25 protein-coding genes are annotated in these 25,330 nt (G+C 57.9%); 14 read left to right on the top strand and 11 right to left on the bottom strand.

Annotated features, from left to right (window positions below; all coding sequences use genetic code 11):
- Nucleotides 1–3: 3 nt before the first annotated feature.
- From MUN82_RS19395 to MUN82_RS19365, 7 genes are all read left to right on the top strand, one after another.
- The gene (locus tag MUN82_RS19395; RefSeq protein ID WP_245093069.1) at nt 4–606 is read left to right on the top strand and encodes a gluconate 2-dehydrogenase subunit 3 family protein; all 603 of its coding nucleotides are present in this window, start codon (nt 4–6) and stop codon (nt 604–606) included.
- Between the two features lie 204 nt (nt 607–810).
- A complete protein-coding gene (locus tag MUN82_RS19390; protein WP_245093067.1) occupies nt 811–1,962 on the top strand; it encodes a Gfo/Idh/MocA family protein in 1,152 nt (383 codons plus the stop codon).
- A gap of 128 nt (nt 1,963–2,090) precedes the next feature.
- On the top strand, nt 2,091–3,143 hold the full coding sequence (locus MUN82_RS19385; RefSeq protein ID WP_245093065.1) for a sugar phosphate isomerase/epimerase family protein: 1,053 nt from the start codon (nt 2,091–2,093) through the stop codon (nt 3,141–3,143).
- Between the two features lie 19 nt (nt 3,144–3,162).
- Nucleotides 3,163–3,636, top strand: coding sequence for a c-type cytochrome (locus MUN82_RS19380; protein ID WP_245093063.1), 474 nt, complete (start codon nt 3,163–3,165; stop codon nt 3,634–3,636).
- Between the two features lie 90 nt (nt 3,637–3,726).
- Nucleotides 3,727–4,983, top strand: a complete 1,257-nt coding sequence (locus MUN82_RS19375; RefSeq protein ID WP_245093061.1) for a nucleoside permease — start codon at nt 3,727–3,729, stop codon at nt 4,981–4,983.
- A gap of 42 nt (nt 4,984–5,025) precedes the next feature.
- Entirely contained in the window at nt 5,026–5,916 is an 891-nt protein-coding gene (locus MUN82_RS19370) for a hydroxypyruvate isomerase family protein (RefSeq protein WP_245093059.1), read from the top strand.
- Between the two features lie 103 nt (nt 5,917–6,019).
- Nucleotides 6,020–6,805, top strand: a complete 786-nt coding sequence (locus MUN82_RS19365) for a 3-keto-disaccharide hydrolase (protein WP_245093057.1) — start codon at nt 6,020–6,022, stop codon at nt 6,803–6,805.
- 4 nt (nt 6,806–6,809) lie between these two features.
- Here the strand turns inward: MUN82_RS19365 and MUN82_RS19360 are convergent, their stop codons facing one another.
- Complete coding sequence (locus tag MUN82_RS19360; protein ID WP_245093055.1) at nt 6,810–7,214, bottom strand: nuclear transport factor 2 family protein; 405 nt, start codon at nt 7,212–7,214, stop codon at nt 6,810–6,812.
- 59 nt (nt 7,215–7,273) lie between these two features.
- On the opposite strand from MUN82_RS19360, the gene MUN82_RS19355 reads away from it, so the two are divergent.
- Entirely contained in the window at nt 7,274–7,846 is a 573-nt protein-coding gene (locus MUN82_RS19355; RefSeq protein ID WP_245093054.1) for a DUF4269 domain-containing protein, read from the top strand.
- A 13-nt stretch (nt 7,847–7,859) separates the two neighbouring features.
- Here the strand turns inward: MUN82_RS19355 and MUN82_RS19350 are convergent, their stop codons facing one another.
- Nucleotides 7,860–8,273: a SpoIIAA family protein gene (locus MUN82_RS19350; protein ID WP_245093053.1), complete on the bottom strand. Its 414-nt coding sequence runs from the start codon at nt 8,271–8,273 to the stop codon at nt 7,860–7,862.
- Between the two features lie 185 nt (nt 8,274–8,458).
- Between MUN82_RS19350 and MUN82_RS19345 the strand changes: the two genes are divergently transcribed.
- Nucleotides 8,459–8,686 (top strand): hypothetical protein, encoded by a 228-nt coding sequence (locus MUN82_RS19345; RefSeq protein WP_245093052.1) that lies wholly within the window; start codon nt 8,459–8,461, stop codon nt 8,684–8,686.
- Nucleotides 8,687–8,767: 81 nt separating this feature from the next.
- Here the strand turns inward: MUN82_RS19345 and MUN82_RS19340 are convergent, their stop codons facing one another.
- The 6 genes from MUN82_RS19340 to MUN82_RS19315 all read right to left on the bottom strand — a co-directional run bounded on the left by MUN82_RS19340 (nt 8,768) and on the right by MUN82_RS19315 (nt 15,143).
- Complete coding sequence (locus tag MUN82_RS19340; protein WP_245093051.1) at nt 8,768–9,337, bottom strand: TonB-dependent receptor plug domain-containing protein; 570 nt, start codon at nt 9,335–9,337, stop codon at nt 8,768–8,770.
- An 8-nt stretch (nt 9,338–9,345) separates the two neighbouring features.
- Nucleotides 9,346–10,758 carry a M56 family metallopeptidase gene (locus MUN82_RS19335; RefSeq protein ID WP_245093050.1) on the bottom strand — a complete coding sequence of 471 codons (1,413 nt, stop codon included), beginning with the start codon at nt 10,756–10,758 and terminating at the stop codon, nt 9,346–9,348.
- A gap of 2 nt (nt 10,759–10,760) precedes the next feature.
- Nucleotides 10,761–11,126, bottom strand: coding sequence for a BlaI/MecI/CopY family transcriptional regulator (locus tag MUN82_RS19330; protein ID WP_245093049.1), 366 nt, complete (start codon nt 11,124–11,126; stop codon nt 10,761–10,763).
- Nucleotides 11,127–11,278: 152 nt separating this feature from the next.
- Nucleotides 11,279–12,166, bottom strand: coding sequence for a DUF6089 family protein (locus MUN82_RS19325; RefSeq protein ID WP_245093048.1), 888 nt, complete (start codon nt 12,164–12,166; stop codon nt 11,279–11,281).
- Between the two features lie 358 nt (nt 12,167–12,524).
- Nucleotides 12,525–14,618, bottom strand: a complete 2,094-nt coding sequence (locus MUN82_RS19320) for a M13 family metallopeptidase (protein WP_245093046.1) — start codon at nt 14,616–14,618, stop codon at nt 12,525–12,527.
- Between the two features lie 123 nt (nt 14,619–14,741).
- On the bottom strand, nt 14,742–15,143 hold the full coding sequence (locus MUN82_RS19315) for a nuclear transport factor 2 family protein (RefSeq protein WP_245093044.1): 402 nt from the start codon (nt 15,141–15,143) through the stop codon (nt 14,742–14,744).
- A 171-nt stretch (nt 15,144–15,314) separates the two neighbouring features.
- Here MUN82_RS19315 and MUN82_RS19310 point away from each other — a divergent pair, with 171 nt between their 5' ends.
- On the top strand, nt 15,315–16,163 hold the full coding sequence (locus tag MUN82_RS19310) for a pirin family protein (protein WP_245093042.1): 849 nt from the start codon (nt 15,315–15,317) through the stop codon (nt 16,161–16,163).
- 119 nt (nt 16,164–16,282) lie between these two features.
- Nucleotides 16,283–17,041, top strand: a complete 759-nt coding sequence (locus tag MUN82_RS19305; protein ID WP_245093040.1) for a DUF2490 domain-containing protein — start codon at nt 16,283–16,285, stop codon at nt 17,039–17,041.
- A gap of 4 nt (nt 17,042–17,045) precedes the next feature.
- On the opposite strand, the gene MUN82_RS19300 is transcribed toward MUN82_RS19305, so the two are convergent.
- The 3 genes from MUN82_RS19300 to radA all read right to left on the bottom strand — a co-directional run bounded on the left by MUN82_RS19300 (nt 17,046) and on the right by radA (nt 21,346).
- The gene (locus MUN82_RS19300) at nt 17,046–18,068 is read right to left on the bottom strand and encodes an SPASM domain-containing protein (RefSeq protein ID WP_245093038.1); all 1,023 of its coding nucleotides are present in this window, start codon (nt 18,066–18,068) and stop codon (nt 17,046–17,048) included.
- Between the two features lie 144 nt (nt 18,069–18,212).
- A complete protein-coding gene (locus MUN82_RS19295; protein ID WP_245093036.1) occupies nt 18,213–19,679 on the bottom strand; it encodes a TlpA family protein disulfide reductase in 1,467 nt (488 codons plus the stop codon).
- A 278-nt stretch (nt 19,680–19,957) separates the two neighbouring features.
- Entirely contained in the window at nt 19,958–21,346 is a 1,389-nt protein-coding gene (gene radA, locus MUN82_RS19290) for a DNA repair protein RadA (RefSeq protein WP_245093034.1), read from the bottom strand.
- 159 nt (nt 21,347–21,505) lie between these two features.
- Between radA and MUN82_RS19285 the strand changes: the two genes are divergently transcribed.
- The 3 genes from MUN82_RS19285 to MUN82_RS19275 all read left to right on the top strand — a co-directional run bounded on the left by MUN82_RS19285 (nt 21,506) and on the right by MUN82_RS19275 (nt 25,282).
- On the top strand, nt 21,506–22,897 hold the full coding sequence (locus MUN82_RS19285; protein WP_245093032.1) for an ATP-binding protein: 1,392 nt from the start codon (nt 21,506–21,508) through the stop codon (nt 22,895–22,897).
- A gap of 62 nt (nt 22,898–22,959) precedes the next feature.
- Entirely contained in the window at nt 22,960–24,735 is a 1,776-nt protein-coding gene (locus tag MUN82_RS19280) for an NAD(P)/FAD-dependent oxidoreductase (protein WP_311136408.1), read from the top strand.
- A gap of 205 nt (nt 24,736–24,940) precedes the next feature.
- Nucleotides 24,941–25,282 (top strand): STAS domain-containing protein, encoded by a 342-nt coding sequence (locus tag MUN82_RS19275; protein WP_245093030.1) that lies wholly within the window; start codon nt 24,941–24,943, stop codon nt 25,280–25,282.
- The last annotated feature ends 48 nt before the right edge of the window (nt 25,283–25,330 follow it).

Genomic DNA, 25,330 nt, shown 5'->3' with positions numbered 1-25,330 from the left:
GCAATGAACAGAAGAGATGCACTGGGCCGGGTGGCCCTCCTAATGGGCGGCGCCGTGATTGGCGGCGACCTTTTCCTGAGCGGTTGCTCTACCGACAATTCCAAAAAAACTGACAAGACCGGGCAGGAAGTTGGGCAAAAACCGGACGATGTTCTGGATGCCAACCAGGTAACGCTACTGAATGAGGTAGGCGAGACCATTTTGCCCGCTACCAAAACGCCTGGCGCCAAAGCAGCCAACGTGGGCGGCTTTATGGCCGTGATGGTGCGCGACTGCTACAAGCCCGAAGATCAGAAAATCTTTGTGGAAGGCATTACCAAGCTCAACGACGCCAGCAAGCAGAAGTACCAGAAGGACTTTATGGGTCTCGATGCTGGTCAGCGCAAGGAGTTTCTCACGGCCCTCGACGCCGAGCAGAAGCAGTATGCTCAAACCAAGACGCAGGAGCAGCCCAACCACTACTTCCGCATGATGAAGGAGCTGACCTTGCTGGGCTTCTTCACCTCCGAGCCCGGCGCTACCCAGGCTCTGCGCTACCTGCCCGTGCCCGGCAAATACGACGGCAACATGCCCTACAAAAAAGGCGACCGCGCCTGGGCTACATAATTGAGTTGTTAGTTGCGAGTTGTCAGTTGTACATGAAGAAGTGTCATCCTGAGCTTGCGAAGGACCTTCTCACGTGAGAATGACAAGCGTCATCACGACTCGTTCTCACATGAAAAGGTCCTTCGCAAGCTCAGGATGACACTTCTTTTCATTTATAATTTCACAACTTCGCCACTTCACAACCTCACCTATTCACCACACCGCATGAAATTACGACTGGGTATGATTGGCGGCGGGCAGGGCTCCTTCATTGGGGGTGTCCACCGCATGGCCGCTTCCCTCGATGGGCTCTATGAGCTGGTGGCCGGCGCCTTCAGCAGCAACCCCGATACCTCCCGCGCCACCGGCCAGGAGCTGAACCTCGCCCCCGACCGCGTATACGGTTCCTACCAGGAGATGCTGGAGCAGGAAGCGCAGCGGCCCGAAGCTGAGCGCATCCAGGTGGTCAGCATCGTAACGCCCAATCACGTGCACTTTGCGCCTGCCAAGATGGCCCTGGAACACGGCTTCGACGTGGTACTGGACAAGCCCATCACGTTTTCGCTGGCTGAAGCCAAGGAGTTGCGCACGGTGGTAGAAACCACTGGCCGGCGCTTGTGCCTCACGCACACCTACACCGGCTACCCCATGCTGAAGGAAGCCAAGCAACTGGTGGCCGACGGCGTGCTGGGCACCATTCGGAAAGTATACATTGAGTATCCGCAGGGCTGGCTGAGCACCTATGAGGAGGGCGGCGCTAACAAGCAAGCCGCTTGGCGCACCGACCCCGCCCGCAGCGGCGCGGCCGGCGCCATGGGCGACATCGGCACCCACGCCTTCAACCTGCTAGAGTACGTGAGCGGGCTGCAAGTCACGAAATTGTGCGCCGACATCAATGTGGTAGTGCCGGGACGCCAGCTCGATGATGATGGGGCCGTGCTACTGAAAATGTCTAATGGCGCCAGTGGCGTGCTGGTGGCTACCCAAGTAGCAGCCGGCGAGGAAAACAACCTGCGCGTGCGCCTCTACGGTGAGAAAGGCGGCCTCGACTGGCAACAAGCTGACAATAACACCTTGCTGGTGAAGTGGCTGGACAAGCCTACCGAGATTCGCCGGACGGGTGCGCCCTACCTCAGCGCCGCTGCCCTGCACAACAGCCGCATTCCAGCGGGCCACCCCGAGGGCTACCTCGAAGCCTTTGCCAACCTCTACCGCAACTTTGCCCTTACCCTCCTGGCCAACCTGGGTGGTCCCGCTGCTCCAGCCGAAGCCGCCGACTACCCCGGCGTGGAAGATGGTGTGCGGGGCATGGCCTTCATCGAGAGCGTGATTGCCTCCGGTAAGTCGGAACAAAAATGGACGGCGTTTACGGTGTAAAAAACGTCATGCGTATAACCACAATAGAACGTCGTTTCTGCTCTCTGCCTGATGCGCGGAATAGTCAAATGATGTTCTAAAAAGCCAATAGCGAACAGCTAAAACCTATTAGCAATCAGCTAAGCAGTATGAAAACCATCAAAGGACCCGCCATCTTTTTGGCGCAGTTTATCAGTGAGCAGGCGCCGTTCAACAGCCTGGAGAGCATCTGCAAGTGGGCCAGCGACCTGGGGTACAAAGGCATTCAGATGCCTACCCTCGACTCGCGCTTCATCGACCTGAAGCTAGCCGCCGAAAGCCAGACCTACGCCGATGAGCTACGCGGCAAGGTGGCCGATGCTGGCTTGGAAATCACGGAGCTATCCACGCATTTGCAGGGCCAGTTAGTAGCCGTGCACCCGGCCTACGACCAGCTATTCGACGGCTTTGCACCGGCCGAAGTGCGCGGCAACCCCGCCGCCCGCCAGCAGTGGGCCGTGCAGCAGTTGAAATATGCTGCGCAGGCGTCGCGCAACTTAGGCCTCACGGCCCATGCCACTTTCAGCGGCGCGCTATTGTGGCCCTACGTGTACCCGTGGCCCCAACGGCCCGCCGGGCTGGTAGAGACCGGGTTTGAGGAGCTGGGCCGCCGCTGGCGTCCTATTCTGGATGTGTTCGACGAGCACGGGGTAGACCTATGCTACGAAACCCACGCCGGCGAAGACATCCACGATGGCATCAGCTTCGAGCAGTTTTTGGCACAGGTAGACAATCACCCCCGCGCCTGCTTGCTCTACGACCCTTCGCACTTCATCCTGCAATGCCTCGACTACCTAGAGTTCATCGACCTCTACCACGAGCGCATCAAGATGTTCCACGTAAAGGATGCTGAGTTCAACCCCTCGGGCCGGCAAGGCGTGTACGGTGGCTACCAGGGCTGGGTAGACCGGGCCGGGCGGTTCCGCTCTCTGGGCGATGGGCAGGTGGATTTCACCGCCATCTTCAGCAAGCTAACGCAGTACGACTTCTCGGGCTGGGCCGTGCTGGAATGGGAATGCGCCCTGAAGCACCCCGAAGACGGCGCCCGCGAAGGTGCTCCGTTCATTCAGGACCACATCATTCGCGTGACAGACAAAGCTTTTGACGATTTTGCGGCCTCCGGCATCGACCAAAGCCTCAACAAAACCATTTTAGGACTGTAACCTCCACTTCCTCACCTATATGAAAAACATGTTTCTGCTGCTGCTCTGCGGCACTACACTGCTAGCCTGCAATTCTGGCTCCGACACGGCAAAAGACAAACCCGAGTACACGCTGGCCGACGATACGCCCGCCCTGGACACTGATAGCACCACGGGCGCTGACGTGACAGCCCAATCGCATCAGCCTCAGATCGATACTGATGTTAATAAAATTGGCACCACGCCTACGGGTGGCGCCGTAGCGGCCGGCGCTAAGCTCATTGAGGGCTCCGACTGCACTAGCTGCCACCGTCAGGACATGAAGCTGGTAGGCCCAGCCTACGCAGCAGTGGCCGAGAAATACGAAGCCACCGACGCCAACGTGAGCATGTTGGCTAAAAAAGTAATCAACGGCGGCAAGGGCAACTGGGGTGAAATCCCGATGACGCCCCACCCCAACCTGTCGGAGAAGGATTCCGAAGCCATGGTGCGCTACATTTTAAGCCTGAAATAAATCGGATATAGCCCCCTGGCCTTCTTCTGTAGAGAAGACCAGGGGGCTTTCCTTTTCCTAATACTACCCTACCTAAACTGCCTACCCCCTATGACTGCTACTATTCGAGTGAAGCTGTCCATCATGATGTTCCTGGAGTTTTTCATCTGGGGCGCGTGGTTTGTGACGCTGGGCACCTACCTGCTCAAAAACCTCAATGCCACGGGTGTAGAGGTAGGGGTTGCGTTTCTAACTCAATCTATTGGGGCTATTGTAGCGCCCTTCATCATCGGACTCATTGCTGACCGGTTTTTCTCGGCCCAAAAGATTCTGGGTGTGCTGCACCTGGCGGGGGCCGTGCTGTTGTGGCGGGCGTCGCTGGCACCTGATTTCAGCAGCTTCTACCCCAGCATCCTCACCTACATGATCTTGTACATGCCCACGCTGGCGCTGGTAAACTCCATCAGCTTCCGGCAGATGCAGGATCCGCAGAAGGAATTTGCACCTATCCGGGTGCTGGGCACGCTGGGCTGGATTGTGGCGGGCCTCACCATTGGCTGGCTGAACTGGGAGCAGACCAACAGCCTGCAAGCCACCTTCACGATGGCCGCCGTGGCCTCGGCTATTCTAGGTGTATTCAGCTTCACGCTGCCTGCTACCCCACCCGTGAAAAAAGGCCAAAGCAGCTCTTTGGGCGACCTGCTGGGCCTGGATGCCATTGGCATGCTGAAAAATCAGTCGTATCTGATTTTCTTCCTGGCTTCCATTGCTATCTGCATTCCGCTGGCCTTCTATTATGGTTTCACCAATCCGTTTTTGAATGAGGTAGGGATGAAATCGGCGGCTGGCGTGCAGAGCCTGGGTCAGGTATCAGAATTGCTGTTTATGCTGGCTATTCCACTGTTTTTCAGCAAACTGGGCGTAAAAAAGATGCTGGCCATTGGCATGGGCGCGTGGGTACTGCGTTACGTGTTCTTCGCCTATGGCAACGCCGACGCCAACTATTGGATGCTGATTGCGGGCATTGTGCTGCACGGCGTGTGCTACGACTTCTTCTTCGTGACGGGTCAGATCTACACCGACAACCTGGCGGGCGAGCAGTTCAAAAGCTCGGCGCAGGGCTTTATCACCTTGGCTACCTATGGGGTAGGGATGCTGATTGGCACCTTGCTTTCGGGCCGTATTTTTGACTCCTACCAGCTCTCGGCCGATTCGCACGACTGGCGCATGATCTGGCTGATTCCGGCCGGTATTGCGGGCGTAGTATTGCTGCTGTTCCTGCTCCTGTTCAGGGAGCGGCGCCAGGCAGCCGCCGCCGAGCCCGACGTAGCGTTAGGCTCGGCCCCATCGATGGCCCAGGCCAAATAACTACCAACAGCGCATCAACTCATCAATCATCAGCACATCACCATGCCTACCCTCTGGAACCGCCGCGCTGCCCTGAAGGGCCTGCTAGCCAGTACCGCCGCTGTGAGTACCGCCGGAGTAGCCAGCGCGTGCGCCTCGGACGAAAAAAATACTTCCGCTTCCATGCCGCTCAAAAACAACATCCGCCAATCGGTGTGCCGCTGGTGCTTCAACGATTTATCGGTTGATCAGCTTTGCAAAGAAGCAAAGGCCATGGGCATCCAGGGCATCGACCTGGTAGGACCCGCTGACTGGCCTACCCTGAAGAAACACGGCCTGGACTCGCCCATGTGCAACGGCGCCGAAATCAACCTGACCGACGGCTTCAACGACCCGAAGTTCCACGCGCAGCTGCAAAAGCAGTACAGCGAGATGATACCCAAGGTGGCCGCCGCCGGCTACACCAACCTGATCTGCTTTAGCGGGAGCCGCCGGGGGCTGTCGGACGAGGCTGGGCTGGCCAACTGCGTGACAGGCCTGCAGCCACTGGTGAAGCTGGCCGAAAAGCACAAAGTGGTGCTGGTGATGGAGCTGCTCAACAGCAAAATCGACCACAAAGACTACCAGTGCGACAACACGGCCTGGGGCGCTGCTCTAGCCAAACGGCTGGGCTCCGAGCACTTTAAGCTGCTCTACGACATCTATCATATGCAGATCAATGAGGGCGACGTGATTCGAACGATCAACGAGTTTCACCCCTACATTGCGCACTACCACACGGCCGGCGTGCCCGGCCGCCATGAGCTGGACGAGCAGCAGGAGCTGTACTACCCGGCCATCATGCGCGCCATTCTCAAGACTGGTTTTAAGGGCTACGTAGCGCAGGAGTTTATGCCGCAGAAGGCCGATAAGCTGGCTTCGCTGCGCCAAGCGGTGCAGCTCTGCGACGTGTAGAGACACGATATGCGGCGGCTCATCGTTGAGCACCTAGCAAAGCATCCAGGCTTAGCCGATGCTTTATCTCACTTCTTTCCCCTTATTCCCTACCCTTTTTGTCATGAAATTTCCTTTGCTTGCTACGGCCCTTCTTGGTCTTTCGCTTACTACCTATGCTCAGCAAAACGCCAAGCCCGAAGACACGGAAGTGTATGAGCCGGTGCCCAAAAAGGTAACGCCCGGCGCGGCTACTGCTATGGTGGCAGCCCCCTCCGATGCCATTATGCTGTTTGATGGCAAAAACCTGCAAGAGTGGGTGAAGGTGGACGACCGCACCAAGCCCGCCGACTGGAAAGTGGCCGGCGGCATTATGACCGTTGACAAGACCAAGGGCAACATCGAAACCAAGCGCACCTTCACCAACTACCAACTGCACCTAGAGTGGCGGGTACCGGCCAACATCAGCGGCACGGGCCAGGGGCGCGGCAACAGCGGGTTGTTTCTAGCTTCCATTGGCAAAGGCGATGCGGGCTACGAGCTGCAAATCCTAGACTCGTACGACAACAAAACTTATGTGAACGGCATGGCGGGCAGCATCTACAAGCAGAAGATTCCGCTAGCCAACCCCGCCCGCAAAGCCGGCGAGTGGCAAACCTACGACGTGGCCTGGACTGCCCCTACCTTCAAAGCCGATGGTACCCTACAAACGCCGGCTCGCGTTACGGTGCTGTTCAATGGCGTAGTGGTGCAAGACAACGTGGAGCTAGACGGCCCTACCCAGTACATTGGCAAGGCAAGCTACGAGGGTAAAGCACATGGTGCCTCGCCCATCAAGCTACAGTCGCACGGCGACAAAAGCGAGCCGCTGAGTTTCCGCAATATCTGGATACGCGACTTGGGCAAATAGCCCTTTACATCTGCTCGTAGCACGGGTAGCGCCGTTGCCGGTAAATTTTGCCGTCTTTGAATTCAAAGACCAGGCACAGTTCCGACGCAACGCGCTGCCCGCGCACTGCGGGCCCCGCATCGTGGAGGATGGTGGCCTCCCACCTACCCTCTACCACTACCGTACCCGCAGGGCTTATGTGGGTGTGGCGCACGGCGAAAGTAGGGTCAACCAGTAGCTCCCGTCCCGCCCGCAAGTTGGTTAGTATCTCCTCAAACGAGCGGCGCACGGGCTGCTTGTTGACGGCATTGGAGTATTCCAGCTGTTCTACCTCGGGGTGCAGCACGGCCGCGTAGGCCGCCGCATCCACGCTGAACGCCTGTACTAAATCGAAATATTGCTGCAAAACGGCAAGTGGCTCAGGATGCATAGCACAATGATTGGGGTGAAACTGTGCGCAAGATAACCGAAGCCGCTCCACTATAGCACATGCCCGATTGCACCGACCTTACCACGCTACTAACCGGCGATGCGCGCCAGCAGCAAGCCTACCATACCCTGCACGCCCTGGGCATCTTGGCCACCTTACAGGCTTTTGACCCAGTGCTAGCTGGCACACTGCCGCTGGGCATTGCCACACCAGTCAGTGACCTGGACGTTATCTGCGCGGTGTGGCCGGAGCGGCAAGGAGCATTTCGGGAGCTGCTGCACACGCACTACGCCTCTCTACCCGGCTTTGTGCTACGCGAAACCGTAGGCCAGGACCAGGCAGCCATTGTGTGCAATTTTCAGTACCAGGCGTTTGCGGTGGAAGTATTTGGGCAGGCGTGTCCCTCCCGGCAACAGTACGCCGTGCGGCATATGCTGGTAGAGCATCGGGTATTAGAAGCCGGCGGGGAGCCTTGGCGGCTTGCCATACAGCAGCTCAAACAGCAAGGCTTGAAAACCGAACCTGCCTTCGCCACGCTGCTCCGGCTGCCCGGCAACCCCTACGAGGCCCTATTGGCGCTGGAGCCCTACACCGTAGCCGAGCTGCGCGCCTGGCTACCACCCCTACCCTAGCAACAGCGCTTTATCATGCCTGCCGCAGCAGCCAGTCCACCGCCGTGGTTTCCTCATCAAAGGAATGATACACTAGCGGTAGACCCTGTATTTTGGTGGTGATGAAGGCCGTAGCCAAGCGCGTCATCACATCCGGCGACACTAGTACGGCGCCGTAGCGGTAGCCGCCTTTCTGCACGGCATGCGGCAGCCACTCATTGGCTACCCACTCCTGCTCCTGCGGCGAGAAGCGACGCATGGCTACCTGATTGATCAGGATTCGGCTCCAGCCGTAGTGTTGCAGGGCCTGGGTCATGTGCGCGAAAAGCGCCGGCACGTCCTCGGGACTACGCGGCTGACTGCTCCACACCACCCGCAGGAAGCCTGCCGGATCGGCCAGCAAGCGGCCCGCCACGTTTTCGTAATACAAACTAAGAGGAGCCATCATACGCGTCAGTACAACGAAGGTCTGACGCCACCGCGGAATTACCAAACCGGTCGAAGCCCCTGTATCCCCTACCTTACAGCCGAGCCTACTCCATAACTCTCCGCCCGCAGCAGCGTACAGCCAGGGTAGGCCATGCATTGCACCAGCCTTCATCCCTACTCACTCTCCCCGATTTTTCTACCCACATGAAAACGCTTTTCCTATTCTTAGCCGGCGCTACCCTCTCACTGGCTTCCTGCTCGCAGGACAAAACGGCCATGGAACGTGCTGAGGACATGCCCGCCGGTACCACCGTGAAGGGAGCCGACGGCAGCAAAATCAAGAAACAAGAAGACGGCGACATCAAGATCAAAGACGCTGCCGGCAACAAAGTGAAAAAAGACGCCGACGATGGCGAAGTGAAAGTGAAGTAATACAGAATGGCTTTGCCCATCAACACAAAGGCGCGAGGCTGTTTGCCCCGCGCCTTTGTGCGTTCTAGTGTAGTTGGAACGCTACTTGGTCATGATAACCACCGCGCCGTTTTTACCCTTGGCGCCGTAGCGCTTGGTGGCCTTCTCCGCATCCATTACAAATACCCCTTTCAGCTGGCCATGCGCTATCTTCGATTGTTCTGGCGTGGCTTCTTTGTCATTCACTAGTAGCAGCCGGCCACCTAAGTCGCCAGCCGATAGCCCGGTACCGTTTACTACCGCGTCGGTTATTTTCTGCACCTCCGGGCTGGCGGGCGTGTAGATGATGTTGTGCTTGCGGTTGAACGCCTTCACCGCCTCAGAATCCTTGTTTTTCTTGGTCGTGACGATGATAGCGCCGTTGGCAGCCTCTGGCCCGAACGATGCTACCGCCTCTTTATCCTTCAACACGTTGACGGTCTCAATATTATCCGGCTTCGTGTCATTCAGTGCTTCATTCGGGGTGAGTACCCCATCCACATAGTAGGCGGGTGTACCTTTCTGAGTTGAACTTATTTTAAGAGACTGGGCTTGCGCCTGCTGGCTGTTCAAGCCAGCCGCGGCTAGCAGCAGTGTTAGAACTCCAGTGGTGATAGTTTTGGTAGTTTTCATGGTGAGGACTAATTAGTGAATTGCTGGTGTTTTTTGGTTTCGACAAGAATTACTCCGTTACGACCTCTCTCGCCGTACTTTTCAGTGGCTTGTTTATCCTTTAGTACGTTCACGCTTTCGATTGTAATAGAACGTAATTGACTTATCTCTTCCTCCTCCACTGGTTCGCCATCCAGTATATAAAGTGGTTTAGGTTGTTGCTTAAGTTTTTCATCCCGCTGACGTATCTCCTCTCTTTCACGAGCCTCTTTAGCAGGTCTTTCTGCTTGTTCCTTCTCGAACTCAGCACGCGTTTGAAAACCATATTTCTGCCGAAAGGCTTTCGTTGCCGGTGAATTTTCACCTGCTTTTGTAATCACTAAAATAATGCGTTTAATACCTGGTCCAAACTCTCCCATAAATCGCCCTCCTGCTCCATGTACTTGCACTATCTCTATATTAGGAGTGGCTTTAACAGCAGCTTTATCACTCGGCTTACCGTCTAAGAAAAATAGTGTACTATCACTCACGGCGTCGAACCTCGCCGATGAAGTTGTTTCTGCTTCCATCTCATCACCCGTAGGCTCGCCTTGTGGGGCACAGGCCAAGGCCACAAGCGCCAACCCTGGCACCAGCAACGCATACAATCCCAGATAGGCAGTAGCAGAACGCTTTTTGTTCATCATGGCTATGCGGTTTTTAAGGGTGAGAAACGTGAAATGATTGGCCAGAGCAGCACTGGGCGCCAGCGTACTAAGCTTGAGTAGGCTGTACTGGTAGGCTTTGGCATCGAGCAAGCCGGCGCGCAACACAGCACGGTCGGTAATGAACTCCAGATTTTCCTGCACCGCCCGGCGCAGCAGCCACGCGCCGGGGTTGAACCAGCATAGAGCCTGCGTGAGTTGGGCCAGCAGTACATCCGCAGTGTGCCACTGTCGCACGTGCACTTGCTCGTGGCGCAAGATGGCCGGCAGCTCGGCGGGGGCGTGCTGGGCGGGGTTAAGATAAATGGTACGCCCAAACGAAAACGGATTCACGGCGGCCCCTACCCTGCGGTACTGCTGCCCGTGCCATTGTGCTGGGTGCGAGGCGCGCCGGATGCGGTACAAGGCTGCTAGCTGCGCCAGCAGGCGCACCAGCAATATCCCTACCCCTACCCAGTATACCCCTTCCAGCGCCGTCCAGTAGGAGAAGGTAGGCGTGGTGGCGGTGGGCAGATAGGTCCATGTTTCGCCTAGTGCCAGCGTGGTGGCAGCCACCGGCCGGGCCAGCCACGCGCTAACGTCTACCAATGGGTAGGCAACTGAAAACCCTACCGCAAACAACAGGTACCAGCGGTTGAGCGTGTAGAACGTGAGGCGGCGCAGTACCAGCCAATAACCGGCGTAGAACAGCAGCAGGGCCCCATTCACTTGCAGCAGATAGAGGAGTAGCGCAGGCATGGCTAATTGCGTTTACCGTCCTCAATCATGCGGATAATTTCCTGCAACTCGTCGGCGCTGATTTTCTGCTCTTTCGCAAAAAACGATACGACTTCTTTGTACGAATTGCGGAAATAGTCGCTCACGAAACTGCTCATGAAGCGGCGGCGGTAGTCCTCGTTGCGCACCAGCGGCGCATAGCGGTAGGAATTACCAAGTTTCTCGGCGCGCACGTAGCCTTTGCGCTCCAGGTTGCGGATGGTAGAAGCCAGCGTGGTGTAGGGCGGTTGGGGCTCAGGTAGGCGCTCCAGTACGTCTTTCACAAAGCCACCATCCATCTGCCATAGCACCTGCATGGCTTCTTCTTCGGGTTGGGTAAGTCGTTCCATATCAGCAAATACGATTTATTCGTAATTCTACGATTATTTCGTAAATAAAGATATACAACAGCCAAAAAAATAACGCCTTCACCGGGTAGGGCGAAGGCGTTATGCACAATCAGCAACACAAATTTTATGACAATTATTTGTATACCAATATCTTATCTAAACTTATTGGTCTTCATCTTTCTTTCTATGATGTAGTCTACAGTCACTCCTGTGGTGATATACCAATCTTTCTGACTGCTGTTCCCACGTAAAGCGCCTGGCACGTCCATTTGCGCGGGCGTGTTTTGGTCGGTTCGAGTGATGCCACCCCCAAAATAGCGCGCCGCTGGCGTCGAGAGGTTGGCAACACTTGTATAGGTAGTACTCACGTCGTCGAGGTAGTCTGTGAACGTCTTGCGCCAGCCTAGTTCCATACCTACGTTGACGTTCTTGGCCACCTTCACGCGTACGCCGGCCCCGAAGGGAATTGCTAGCTGTGCCCGTTGGTAGTAGCGCCCTTCAGTGCGCTGGGGTTGCAGCTCCACCTTAGCGCCGGGCTTAAGGCCAGCTGGTATTGTACCACCATCTACGGTTCCTTTGGGGTTGAAATGAAAGGCCGCTATGCCCCCAAACACATAGGGAACTACTGGCACCCGGTACGCTGCCTGCATGTGGTTAGGAATCAAATCAACAATTCCTACCGCGGAAAGCTCCTGGATGTTACTTTCAAAGTTGAGGTTGCGGTAGTAGCGGTACGTCGCGTCTTTACCGGCTGCTTGTTTATCAGAGCCAGCGATGCGCCCAAACGACAGAGCGCCGCGCACTGATACATAGGGAGTGAGGCGCTGCATAACATGAAACCCAAAGCCTGGTCGAGCAGCTGCCATCCGTACGCTAGCAAAGCTCACGCGGGGGGTTAGGTCGCCAAAGTAATTGAAGGCGCTTAGGTGCCCCCCCACTGTCAGGTACCGACTGGCTTTGGTGAAGGATTGCGCCTGGGCAGTTGGCCGGGCACCTAGGCTAGCGACAGCCAGTAAAAGAAATGCGTATTTTTTTTTCATAGCAGGAAAGAATGGAGGTAGGCAAGCAAGCAGGTAGAATAATTCGACGAAAAACGCATTGCTGAAAAACCATTCGTCGCATCTATTCTTCTTTCGTTTCTATTTCTGCCCGCTTAAGGCGTCATAGAACTTTCAGGGCGTAGGGTATCACAAATGGGGCCGTTCTTCCCTACCCTATCAGCTTGCCTGCCTATTTGAAAGCCTCATACCCTGCTAGTAGCTTGGTCATAGGGTCAGTAACAAAACCTGTTTCGTGATGGTGGTTCACACAAAAAATCCACTGTGGAGGCAGAGCAATCTGAGCTGCTCTTTGCCTCTACAGTGGACTTTGTATAGGGGTACTACTAGCTGCTTTTTTTTACCAGATCTTAGCCCGGTCCTCGGCCGTACGCACCATTTTCTGGCCGGGCTGGCAGCCGAAGGCGTCGTAGAACTGGGGCATGTTCATGAGCGGTCCGATGGTACGGTACTGGCCGGGCGAGTGGGGGTCGGTGAGGATTTGCTGGCGCAGGGCTTCGGGGCGGATGTTGGTGCGCCGCAGTTGCGCCCAGCTCAGGAAAAACCGCTGCTCGGGCGTAAAGCCGTCGTAGCGCGGGCGGGGCTGGCGACCATATTTCTGCTGAAGCTGCTTTTGCAGGGCGTCGTACACAATGGTGAGGCCGGCGAAATCGGCCAGGTTCTCGCCCATGGTCAACTTGCCGTTCACGTACACCGAATCGAGCGGCGAGAAGGCTGAATACTGCTGGCCAACCACAGCGGCGCGCTTGGTAAACTCCTCGCCGTCGGCCTTGGTCCACCAGTCGCGCAGGTTGCCTTCCGAGTCGTACTGCCGGCCCTGGTCGTCGAAAGCGTGGGTCATCTCGTGGCCCATCACGCCGCCAATGGCGCCGTAGTTCACTGCGTCGTCGGCCTTGGGGTCAAAGAACGGCGGTTGGAGGTAGCCGGCCGGAAACACGATTTCGTTCATGGCCGGGCTGTAGTAGGCATTGATGGTAGGCGGCGTCATGCCCCACTCGGTCCGGTCGATGGGCTGGCCGTATTTCTCCACGTTGCGGGCGTAGTTCCACTGCCGGGCGGCCAGCACGTTTTGCAGGTAGGATTCACGAGTGATGTTCAGGGCCGAGTAATCCTTCCACTTATCGGGGTAGCCAATTTTCACGCGCAGGGCATTCAGCTTTTTCAGGGCTTCGGTTTTGGTGGCGCTGCTCATCCAGGTGTTGGAACGAATGTGCTCGGCCATCGACGCCTTGATATTGGCAAGCATATCCAGCGCCTTCTGCTTGGCTTCCGGCGAAAAGGCCTTATCGACATACAGCTGCCCGAAGGCTTCGCCCAACGTACCGTCGGTGGCGGCTAGCATGCGTTTCCAGCGGGTAGGCTGCTGCTTGGTACCGCTCTGCACCTGCTGAAACCGAAACGCCGCATCGGAATACGCCTGCGGCAAGGCCGACGTGACGGACGACACCAGCTGCCAGGTGAGGTAGTTTTTCTGCTCGGCAAGCGGGGTGGTTTGCAGCACCGTGTTCAGCTCCTGAAAGAAAGCTGGCTGGCCTACAATTACTTCCTGCGCCGCACCCAGGCCGTTTTGCTTCAGCATGGCCCCTAGCCCCAACGCCGGGTAGGCGCGGTCGAACTCAGCCAGCGGTATTTTGTTGTAGTTGGCATACGGGTCGCGCAGCTCTACGCGGCTTTTGCTAGCACGAGCCAGGCGGGTTTCCAACGCCAGCACGTTGGCCGCTTTTTGCTGGGCCGTAGCGGAGGCGTTGCCCAGCAGCTCAAACACCGTGGTCAGGTACTCCACGTAGGCGGTGCGCACGGTGGTAGAGCGGGCGTCATCCTTGAGGTAGTAGTCGCGGTCGGGCATGCTCAGACCGCCCTGGCCCAGATTCACGGCATACACGGAGCTGTTCTTGCGGTCGGGACTAACGCCGGCGCGAAAGTAGGCGCCCGTGCCCAACGTTTGCTGGTGGGCCAGTTCCCGACGTAGCGCGTCGCGGCTGATGATGGCGTCGATGCGGCGCAGCTCAGGCTGGAGGTATTTCAGGCCGGCGCGGTCCAGCCCTACCGAGTCCATGCCAGAGGCATAGTAGTCGCCTACCTTTTGCAGGTTGGAGCCCCTGGAGACGCGGGTGTTGGCGGCCGCATCTTCCAGGATTTTCTTCAGCAGGGCCTGGGTCCGGTCGCCGAGCAGGTTGCGCGGCCCCCAGCTAGAGGCATAGGCTGGAATAGGGTTGTTGCGCAGCCAGTTGCCGCCAGAGTAGTGAAAAAAGTCCTCGCAGGGCGATACGGTGGTATCCAGGTCGGCCACGTCGAGGCCTACGCCGGGTAGGATGGGGCCGGCAGTGGTAGGCGCGGTGGTGGCTGTGGTAGCAGGTGCCGTGCGGTGGCTGCCGGCGCAGCCCGCCAGCACAGCGGCCGTTACTACATACGATAGTAGAGGTTTGGTCATCATCAGAACAAGGTACGAAACTGTTCTAATGACCTTCTCAGGCAGCAAAGGCTGCGCTGAGTGCTTGTCAATCGACACGCAGTAGCATTTTGCCCTACCCGCTATGCGACGCTAGTGAAGTAGAGGTTAGAACATTTCGTAGCAGAAATAGTCGCGAATGCGGAAAATCAAGCCTTCCTTCAACTCAAACACCCGGCAGTAATGGCCAGTAATGACTTGGCCCGGCACCACGCGCTCATTGCGAATGCTCATCTCACCACGCCAACGAATCTCCGCTACTATCGTGTTGTCGTTGCTGATTATGAAGTTCCAGCCGGCTAGCTCCTGCCGAGCCAGCAGTTCCCGACCTTCGCGAATACCATCAACAATGTCTTCGAAATTACGACGCTGCACCTGTTTATTGTGCAGGTTTGGAAACTCTAGCCGCTCTACCTCCGGATGCAGTACTGCCACGTAGGCCGCACGATCAGTAATACAGGCTTCTGCTAGCTGTAAAAATTGTTTAACTGTTTCGAGGGAAGCAGACATGGGAAAAAAGTTGTTGACAAAACGAGTACAATATAAGCAGAGAACCAGGGAAGTTCCTGTTCTTTCGGGACAAGAATTGTCGCTGAAGTTGAGGCTGATGCGTACATAACGCACGAGGCCCCTTTACAAACATATTGCCACGGCTGCAGGTAATACATAAATAGCTTTTGCATGCGCACCATCAAAGCCCAGCACCGCGCCGTTAGCGCCCCCATTGCCGACCTGACCACGTACCGCGCGCTGCCTACCCCGGCCGTAGCGCACCTCGACCCGTTTCTGTTCCTCAACCACCACGGCCCGCAGGTGTACCGGCTCGGCAACCGGGGCCTACCCTTCGGGCCGCACCCGCACCGGGGGTTTGAGACCGTAACGTTTATTCTGGCCGGTGATATCATGCACCAGGATAGCAGTGGGCACCAAAGCGTGATTGAAGCCGGAGGTGTACAGTGGATGACGGCCGGCAGCGGATTGATTCACAGCGAAATATCTTCCGACCATTTCAAGCAAACCGGCGGCGACCTGGAAATCTTACAGCTTTGGGTGAACCTGCCGGCGCGCCTCAAAATGACGCCGCCACACTACCAAGGCTTGCAGAAAGCTGACATTCCGGAAGTGGCGCTGGCCGATGGCCGGGCCCGCCTGCAGGCCGTATCGGGCACCTGGGCCGGCCAGGCTGGGGCCGTGCAGTCGCTGGCCGATGTGCAGCTGGCAACCATCGACCTGGAGGCCGGCGCTGTGCTGAATTTCTCTATTCCGGCCGAGCGAACTATTTTTTTCTACACCATCCGCGGCAAGCTGCGCGTGAATGACCAGGAAACAGAAGCCCGCACTCTCACCGAGTTCCACCACGACGGCGACAACTTGCACATCGAAGCGCTAACTGATGCCGTACTGCTGCTGGGCCACGCCCTACCCTTCGGGGAGCCAATTGTAGCGCAGGGGCCCTTTGTGATGAACACGGAGCAGGAAATTCAGCAGGCTTACCAGGATTATCGGGCCGGGCGTTTTGGCACCTGGTAACACTAAAGCGCAAAATTTGCCTCGTTTCCAGCAAAGCTTATAGCCTTGCCAGGGGTGTTTTGATGAGTTGTTTCGTTGATTTTCTTTTTCGCTCTTTCCCTGTGCGCCTACTTTCCTGCTTGCTCCTATCCCTGCTGTGCTTTGCTGCCGCGCCCAGCCGGGCCCAAACCCAGCGCACTCGCATTCCGGATTATAACACCATCGGCTGGCTGGTATATAACGGCGACCATCAACTCAGCAAAAACTGGCAGTTGCACAGCGAGTTGCAACTCCGGCGCGTGCACCTCATTGCGGATCCGCAGCAACTGCTGGCCCGCCTGGGTGGTATCTACCAGCTTTCCGATCGGGTGAGCGTATCGGGCGGCTACACGCTGTTCATCACCTACCCCTACGGCGATTACCCTACTGCCGCCAGCGGCCGGAGCGAGCCAGAGCATCGGCTGTATGAGGATGTGTCGCTGACGGATGCGCTGGGTCGGCTGCAACTCACGCACCGCGTGCGGCTGGAGCAGCGCTGGCAGGCACAGTTTGTTGATAAGTCGATAGACAGTTGGCTGTTTCAGAACCGCATCCGCTACCAGCTTAGTCTGCAACTGCCCCTGCTCGGCCCTACCCTCGACAGCCACGAGCCCTACCTTACGGCTTTCGATGAGCTCTTTATCAGCTTCGGGCGCAACGTGCAGAATAACGTGTTCAATCAAAACCGCCTGGCGGGCGGAATAGGCTACCAATTCAGCGACAATTTCCGGTTGGATGTGCAGTACCTCTACCAAATCACGCAGCATGAGGAAGACGCTCCCGGCACCACTACCCCCGTATTTGAGTACAACCACGGCATCCGTACGGTGCTAGCCTACGATCTGGACTTTACGAAATAAGCGCCTACCCCCACACTTTGGTACCCTCAGTGCAGTTGCGACACATCTCAATCTGGTCGCGACCTTTGAGTAAGGACGCACGGAACCGGCGGTACTTGTCGCCCTGCCAGAGCTGGCGGAAGGTCTGCGTCTTTAGGTCGCCGAGGCGGTATTCGGCGTCTTTGTCGAAGCAACAGGGCACCACCAGGCCGTCCCAGGTAATCACGCAGGAGTGCCACATTTTCCAGCAGTGGTTCAGCAAGCGGTTTTTCAGGCTGTAAGTGCCGTTGCCGTTGTTCTCGTAGCGCGAGTAGTAGTCGATGGTCGGAATCAGGGGCGAGCCGTTGTGGTAGTCATAGATCTGGGCCGTTTTAAACCACACGTCATCCACGCCCAACTCGCGGGCCATACGCCGGGCGTCCTCGATCTGGTGCTCGTTGGGGCGCACCACCAAAAACTGAAATACGATGCGCGGTGTGCTCGATTTCAGCTCCTTGCGCCACCGCACTACGTTACGTGTTCCGTCCAGCACCTTATCCAGCTTGCCGCCTACCCGGTACTGCTGATACACCTCTTGGGTGGTGCCATCGAGGGAGATGATGAGGCGGTCGAGGCCCGACTCTACGGTGCGGCGGGCATTTTTGTCGTTGAGGTAGTGCGCGTTGGTACTTGTGGCCGTGTAGATCCCCTTGGCCGCCGCGTATTGCACTAAGTCCAGAAACTCGGGGTGCAGATACGGCTCCCCTTGGAAGTAAAAAATCAGGTACCATAACCGGCTGGCCACCTCATCAATGGTGCGCCGAAACAGCTCGGCCGGCAGCATACCGGTAGGCCGCGTGAAGGAGCGCAGCCCGCTGGGGCACTCGGGGCAGCGCAGGTTGCAGCTGGTAGTAGGCTCAAACGACAAGGCCATGGGTAGGCCCCAGTGCCGGGCCTTGCCGGTAAGCTTGCTGAGCACGTACCCCCCTATCACCTGCCCGGCATTTAGTACACGGCGGGGTGTGGTTTTGGAAAGCAGTGTCAGCGCATCGCGCACCAGTGAAGCCATAGAGGAAAGCAAAAGTCGGGAATGCAGCGGAAAGCCTCGCCACAACTGATGGGCTAGAAACCAACAGTGCCTTCTCAACCCGAGAAGGCACTGTTGGTTTAAACATTGTTGCGTGAATCGTGTAAGCTTCCGCAGTTTTGCGGGTTACTTATTCGCCGAACCCGTCGGCAGAATGCCCGAATACGTGCTGGCCTTTCCAAACGACTCCTTGATTTCGTCGATGGCGGCGCGGCTGCTTAGGCGCTTGGGCTTGGTGTTGAGGAAGGTACCATCCTCGGCCAGCAGAATATATGTGGGTACGTCTTGCACGCCGTAGGCGCGGGCGATGGCCGCCTTCATGCCGCCGTTGGCACGCACGTGCACGCCCGGCAGTTTGCGGCTAATAACCAGCTGTTTCCAGGCGCCTTCGTTTTCGTCTAGCGCCACATTCAGGAACACAATGTCTTTGCCCTCAAACTTTTTAGCTAGCTCCACGGCGTAGGGTAGGTCGCGCAAGCTCAAGCCGCTGGTAGTGCGCCAGAAATTGACGTACACCAGCTTGCCCGCAAAGTCCCGCAGTGAAACGGAGTCGCCCTGAGCCGTGCGCAGGCGAAAATCGGGGGCCGGCGAGCCAATGGCGAAGGTCTTGTGCAGGTTGAAGTCCTGCACCAAAATGGGGTAGTACTGATTGTCCTTATCGATTTTGCGGAAGTCCTCCAGCATGGCGGCCGACTGCTTCACGTGCCCAAACCGGAACGACTCCTGCAACACCCGCCCCAGAATAATAGGTTTTACAGGGCCACTCAGCTTTTGCTTGGCCAAGTTATAGCACACCAAGTAAAAATCGGGGTCGGTGCGCTGGTGCTTGTCGGAGGTAGCCAGGTAGTGCACGTAGTTGAGCAGGAACTCCTGGTACAGCTCGTTTTGCGTGGCCGACGGATTTTCAATCAGCGCTTTATCATTCAGAAAATCGTAGTACGTGGGCGACATTTTCAGGCGGCCCTCCGTGCTTACTACTTGCTCGCGCAGGTCCGGGAACGTGAGCCGGTCGTTGGCGTAGCTGTAGACGATGGTGGCCTTGGCGTAGTCGCGGAAGGCTTTCGACATGTCTACCCCCTCCATGCCCCGCTCCATAAACTTTTCTTCCTGCTTGCGGCGGTAGTCCAGAAACGACAGAAACGGCGCTTCGTAGAGCATAATATTGTCGGGCAGCACCTGAAACCCGTCGTTTTCAACAAAGGATGCGTCTACCTCCGACAGGTAACTGTTTACCTCGGCGCCTTTGCCCTTATATTTCACAGAAGAGGCCAGGTCATTCCCCTTAAAGCGCACGTCGAGGGCATAACCGGGCTCCAAGAACAGGTCCGTCACGTCATCGTTATATACCAAGTCAGCGCGGGTAGGACCGTTCACTTTCAACGCCAGCCGAAATTCTCCTTTGTCGCTAACGGGCGCGTAGGTGATTTGCTCCTTGGGGTCGAGTGGGTTTTCGCGCAGGGACACAGCTACGGAGTCGGCCGTGCGCCCACTAATTTTGCCAGTGATGACAACTGTACCCTGAGCCCTACCCGAAAAGGAGGCCAGACACCCTACAACTAGGGCCAGAAAGGAAGAAAGACGGAAGGAAAGCATCGAGCGGAGAAGTCTGGCAAAGGGCGGAATTAATCAGTTTTTTGTCCTAATTAATCATGAATTATACCACTTAAACGGCTACATTCACGGTAAAAGACAATTATAGAACCGAAGATACTAGACTTCTATATAGGATATTCAATCCAAGTGAAGTCTTTTTTCGTAACTCCAGCACCATCGATACGTTTTGGTGGCAACGCAGTTGTCACTTGTCAACAATAGTAATGCCACGGCTGCTACGCCGTGGCATTACTTTGGGAAATAGCACGCAATTTCGCTTAACCAAACAGGCCGCTCAGTACCTCATCGAGGCGGCCGGCAGGCTGCACCCGAATGCCGTAGCGGGCCAGATCCAGCCCGCGGGCGTTAAACTGGGAAATGTACATTTCGGCAAATCCCAGCTTCTCGGCCTCGCCCAGGCGCTGGTCGAGCCGACTCACGGCCCGGATTTCGCCGCTCAGCCCTACCTCGGCAGCTAGGCACACCTCCCCCCGAATCGGAATATCATTGAGGGAACTGACTACGGCGGCGCATACAGCTAGGTCTAGAGCGGGGTCGTCGAGACGCAGGCCACCGGCAATGTTCAGGAACACGTCGTGCTGACCCAGGCGCAAGCCCGAACGCTTCTCCAGCACAGCCAGCAACATTTGCAGGCGCTTGCTGTCGAAGCCCGTGGCCGAGCGCTGGGGCGTGCCGTAGGTGGCGGGCGTCACGAGGGCTTGCACCTCTACTAGCAGCGGGCGGTTGCCCTCCAGGGTAGCCCCAATGGCCATGCCGCTCAGCTCGTCGCCGTGGCGCTGGGAAAGCAGGATTTCCGAAGGATTGCTCACTTGTCGCAGTCCGGCGCCCTGCATCTCGTAGATGCCCAGCTCAGAGGTAGAGCCAAAACGGTTTTTGGTGGTGCGCAAGATGCGGTAGCTCAGGTGCCGGTCGCCCTCAAACTGCAGCACCGTATCCACCATATGCTCCAGGATTTTGGGGCCGGCAATGCTGCCGTCTTTGGTGATGTGGCCGATGAGCAGCACTGGCACGCCGGTTTCCTTGGCGTACTTCAGCAGTTCGGCGGTACACTCGCGCACCTGGCTCACCGAGCCCGCCCCCGATTCTACCAGCCCCGAGTGCAGGGTCTGGATGGAGTCGATGATGAGGATGTTGGGCTGGAGCTGATCGATCTGCTTGAAGATGTTCTGGGTGTTCGTCTCCGTGAGGATGTAGCAGCCGGGGTGCTGGTCGCCCAGACGCTCGGCGCGCATCTTGATCTGCTGCTCGCTTTCCTCGCCCGACACATAGAGCACCTTCAGCCGCCGCAACGACATGGCAATCTGCAACATCAGCGTGCTTTTGCCGATGCCTGGCTCGCCGCCAATGAGCACCAACGAGCCAGGCACAATGCCGCCGCCCAGCACGCGGTTCAGCTCGCCATCCTGGGTGGCGATGCGGGCTTCCTCTTCGTAATGAATTTCGCTTACGGGCCGGGGCTTGGCCACTTTGCTAAGGGTAGGGGCCGAGGTAGGCGGCTTCCAGGAGCCGGCCGCCTGGGTGTCTTCCTTCTGCACCACTTCCTCCACGTAGGTATTCCACTCGCCGCAGCTGGGGCAGCGGCCAATCCATTTCACGGATTGCGCCCCGCAATTCTGGCAGAAATAAAGGGTTTTGATCTTGGCCATTGACTACTGAATGTGAACTACTATAACTGGTAGGAGCCGCTAAAAAGTTTGGCAAGAAACGGCTTTTTAGCAAACCAAAACCCTACCCCGTCGGCACTGGTTGTAGCTGGTGAATGCTGCCCAAACTGGGTGGTACCTGGGTTGTCTATTTGCCGTCTTATGTCTGTTGCTTCGCCTACCACCGACCTTACGGTTGTTACGGCCTTCGCCGATTTGCCTGCCGACGTGCTCGACTGGCTGCACGCCCACGGCGAAATTCAAGAATACCCGGGTGGTACCGAAACAATGACGCCCGGCGAGCCCATCGACTACATGCTGGCCGTGCTGCACGGTGGCGTCCAGTATTTTTCGGTGCAGAATGGGCAGCGCGAGCCTAAATTCCGGGCTACGGTGGGGCAGATAACCGGGCTCCTACCCTACTCGCGCCTGCAAGCCGGCAAAGGCTACGGCGTGACCCTGGGCGATACCACCATCTACCGCCTACACCGCGACCAGTTTGCCGCACTGGAAAGTGTGAGTCCCGAGCTGGTGCAGCGCCTAGTGGGCATGATGAGCGACCGGGCGCGCGATGAAGCCCGCTCCCAGGAGCGCGACGATAAACTGCGCGCCTTAGGCAAGCTATCGGCTGGACTAGCGCACGAGCTGAACAACCCAGCCGCCGCCATTGCCCGCGCCGTGGCTAACCTCAGCGAGCAAACAGCCGCTACCCCTACCCTGCTGCGGGCCCTGGGCGAGCATTGCCTCGACCCGGCTGCCCTCATTCAATTGACGGCCCTGGCTACGGCCACGCCCATTGACAACGCTATACCTATGTCGGCGCTGGACTGCGCCGACCGCGAGGATGAGCTGGTGGACTGGCTGGAGGAGCAGGGTGTACCCGATGGGTACGCCTTGGCAGCTAGCTTACTAGAAGCCGAGCTGGCCGTACCCGAGCTAACGGCCATGGCCGAGCAGCTACCCCAGGCGGCGCGCCCGGCGGCCTTTGCCTGGCTGGCGGGACACCTTACTACTCAGCGCTTGCTGCGCGACATTCAGGAGGCGGGCAGCCGCATCACGCAGCTGGTAACGGACGTGAAAACCTACTCCCACATGGACCGCGGCACCGACTACGCCCCGGTTGATGTGACGGCTGGCCTGCGCAGTACGCTCAATATTCTCAGCTACCCCCTGCGCCACAAGAATATTACGGTAGTGCGCGAGTTTGCCTCCGATCTGCCTCGGGTGCACGGGCAGGCCAGCAGCCTCAACCAGGTCTGGACCAATCTACTCGACAACGCCATCGACGCCCTACCCGACAAAGGCGGCGAAATCACGCTACGCACGCGGCTGGAAAACGGGTTCGTGCAGGTGTGCGTCATTGACAACGGCCCTGGTATTCCGGCCGACGTGCTCCCGCGCATCTTCGAGCCCTTCTTCTCCACCAAGCAGGCCGGCGCGGGTTCCGGTTTGGGCCTCGACATTGCCCAGCGCATCATCGCCAACCACAACGGCAAGCTGGAAGTCACTTCCACGCCCGGCCACACGGAGTTCTGCGCTTGGCTGCCAGTGTAAGGGCGTGGCCGCGCGCCCATTATTGCGTATTCGGGTTCGTTTAGTAGTTTTCCTTCTGGGAAGTGTATCGCCACCTTCCACTGAGTGAGCATAACACGCCATACTCAAACTGCCCTACCTCACCGGGCGCCTGCAACGCACCCCTGCTCCACAACCTCTCCTATTCTATCCTGATGGCTACCGATAAGAAACCAATTATTTTGGCCGTGGACGACGACCCACAGGTGCTGAGCGCCGTCGACCGTGACCTGCGCCGGGAGTTCCGGCGCGACTACCGCATTCTGCGCGCCTCATCGGGCGACGAGGCTTTGGAAATCATTCGGGAGCTGCACCAGCGCCAGGAGCCGCTGGCCCTCATTCTGGCCGACCAGCGCATGCCGGGCCTGGAGGGGGTAGAGTTGCTAGAGCAAGCGCGGGCGCTGTTTCCGAGCACCAAACGCGTGCTGCTTACGGCCTACGCCGATACCACGGCGGCCATCCGGGCCATCAACAACGCCCATCTCGACTACTACCTGCTCAAGCCCTGGGACCCGCCGGAGGAGCTGCTCTACCCTAGCCTGCGCGACTTGCTGGCTGCTTGGCAAGCCACTTACCGTCCCCGTTTCGAGGGGCTGCGGCTGATTGGGTTCCAATGGTCGCCGCTCTCGCACGAGCTGAAGGACTTTCTGGCCGGCTACATGGTACCGTTTCAGTGGCTCGATTACGAAAACAACCCCGAAGCAGAGGCTCTGCTAGCCGGCACCGAGTACACTGCTGCCGAGTTGCCGGTGGTAGTGTTTGAGGACGGTACCGCTATGGCCCGGCCCGAGCGGGCGGCTATTGCCACCAAAATTGGCTTAGCATCCAAGGCTGCGCAGGAGCTGTACGATGTGGTAGTGGTAGGCGCCGGTCCGGCTGGGCTGGCCGCCGCCGTATACGGCGCTTCGGAAGGGCTGAAAACGCTGGTGATTGAGCGCCAGGCGCCCGGCGGCCAGGCCGGCACCAGCTCCCGCATCGAGAACTACCTAGGGTTCCCCACCGGCCTGAGCGGCGCCGAACTGACCCACCGCGCCTGGATGCAGGCTACCCGCCTGGGTGCCGAGCTGCTGGCCCCACAGGAAGTACAGGAAATGTGCATTCAGGACGGCTACTACAAAGTGCTGACCCTGACCGATGGCAGCGAAATCCGCACGCGCGCTGTGGTGCTGACCACCGGTGTGAGCTACCGCCAGCTGCAAGTGCCCGGCATGGACCGCCTCAACGGGGCCGGCATTTACTACGGCGCCGCCCGCACCGAGGCCCGCTCCTGCGAGCAGCGCGACGTGTACATTGTGGGCGGCGGCAACTCGGCGGGGCAGGCCGCTATGTACCTGGCCACCTACGCCCGCCACGTCTACATCCTGATTCGGGGTGAGTCGCTAGCGGCCAGTATGTCGGCTTATTTAATTGAGCAGATCGGCAACACCCCCAACATCACCATCATGCCCTACACGCAGGTGCAGGAGGTGCGCGGCGATGGGCACTTGGAGGAAGTCGTCATCAACAACAATGGGCAGGTAGAGGCGCGTGAGGCCCAGGCCTTGTTCATCTTCATCGGTACCAAACCCAGCACCGAGTGGGTGCAGGCCAGCGTGATTTGCGACCCCAAAGGCTTCCTGCTCACCGGCCGCGACCTGGTGGCCGACCCGCGCTACCCCCAGGCCTGGAAGCATAACCGGGAGCCCTACCTCCTCGAAACTTGCGTGCCCGGTGTGTTTGCGGCCGGCGACGCCCGCACCGGCGCTATGGCCCGCGTGGCTTCGGCGGTAGGCGAGGGCTCGATGGCCATCAAGTTTGTGCACCAGTACCTGGATGAGTAGCACCGACAACGGGTAGCAAACCAATACCCGTGTGCTGTTTTCGAGGCAGGCAGTTCTGATGAACACAGGCAGCTGCTACGCCACCGCCTACCCTGGCGGTGGCGTAGGCTAATTCCGTATTTTCTCTGGATGGTTTACGGGAAAATGCGGGCCATAAAGCAGTTATCGGCGCGGAACTTTGAGGTATCATTCGCTATGTCCTTACATGTCTGCCGTGCTAGTTATCTGCTACGAACTATTTCCAACCGGCTGCCTACTGGCCCTGGCCCCTACCACTGCCACCGCCGAAACCACGCTGGCTGCCCATCTGGCCCAGGCCTGCCGCAGCGGCAAATCTGCTGTGTGGGTCGATTGCCGTCTGCTTACTACCTTATCTAGCACAGCCGTCTGGCTGCTATGGGCCTGCCAGCAGCGCCTGCGTCGGCGCCACGCCCGCTTGGTGCTCTGCCAGGTGCCAGCTACTGTCGAGTATACCCTACGACAAATCTTGGCGGGCGTAGAAAACCAATTGTATATAGTGCCTACCCTAGACGACGCCTTGGCCTAGCCCTTACCCTAGCCCTAGCCCTAGCCCTAGCCCTTTACTACGGTTCTG

The sequence above is a fragment of the Hymenobacter aerilatus genome (assembly GCF_022921095.1).
In the GTDB taxonomy this organism is placed as follows: domain Bacteria; phylum Bacteroidota; class Bacteroidia; order Cytophagales; family Hymenobacteraceae; genus Hymenobacter; species Hymenobacter aerilatus.
Note: the sequence above shows the minus strand (reverse complement) of the source record. Positions and strands in the feature narration are given on the sequence as shown.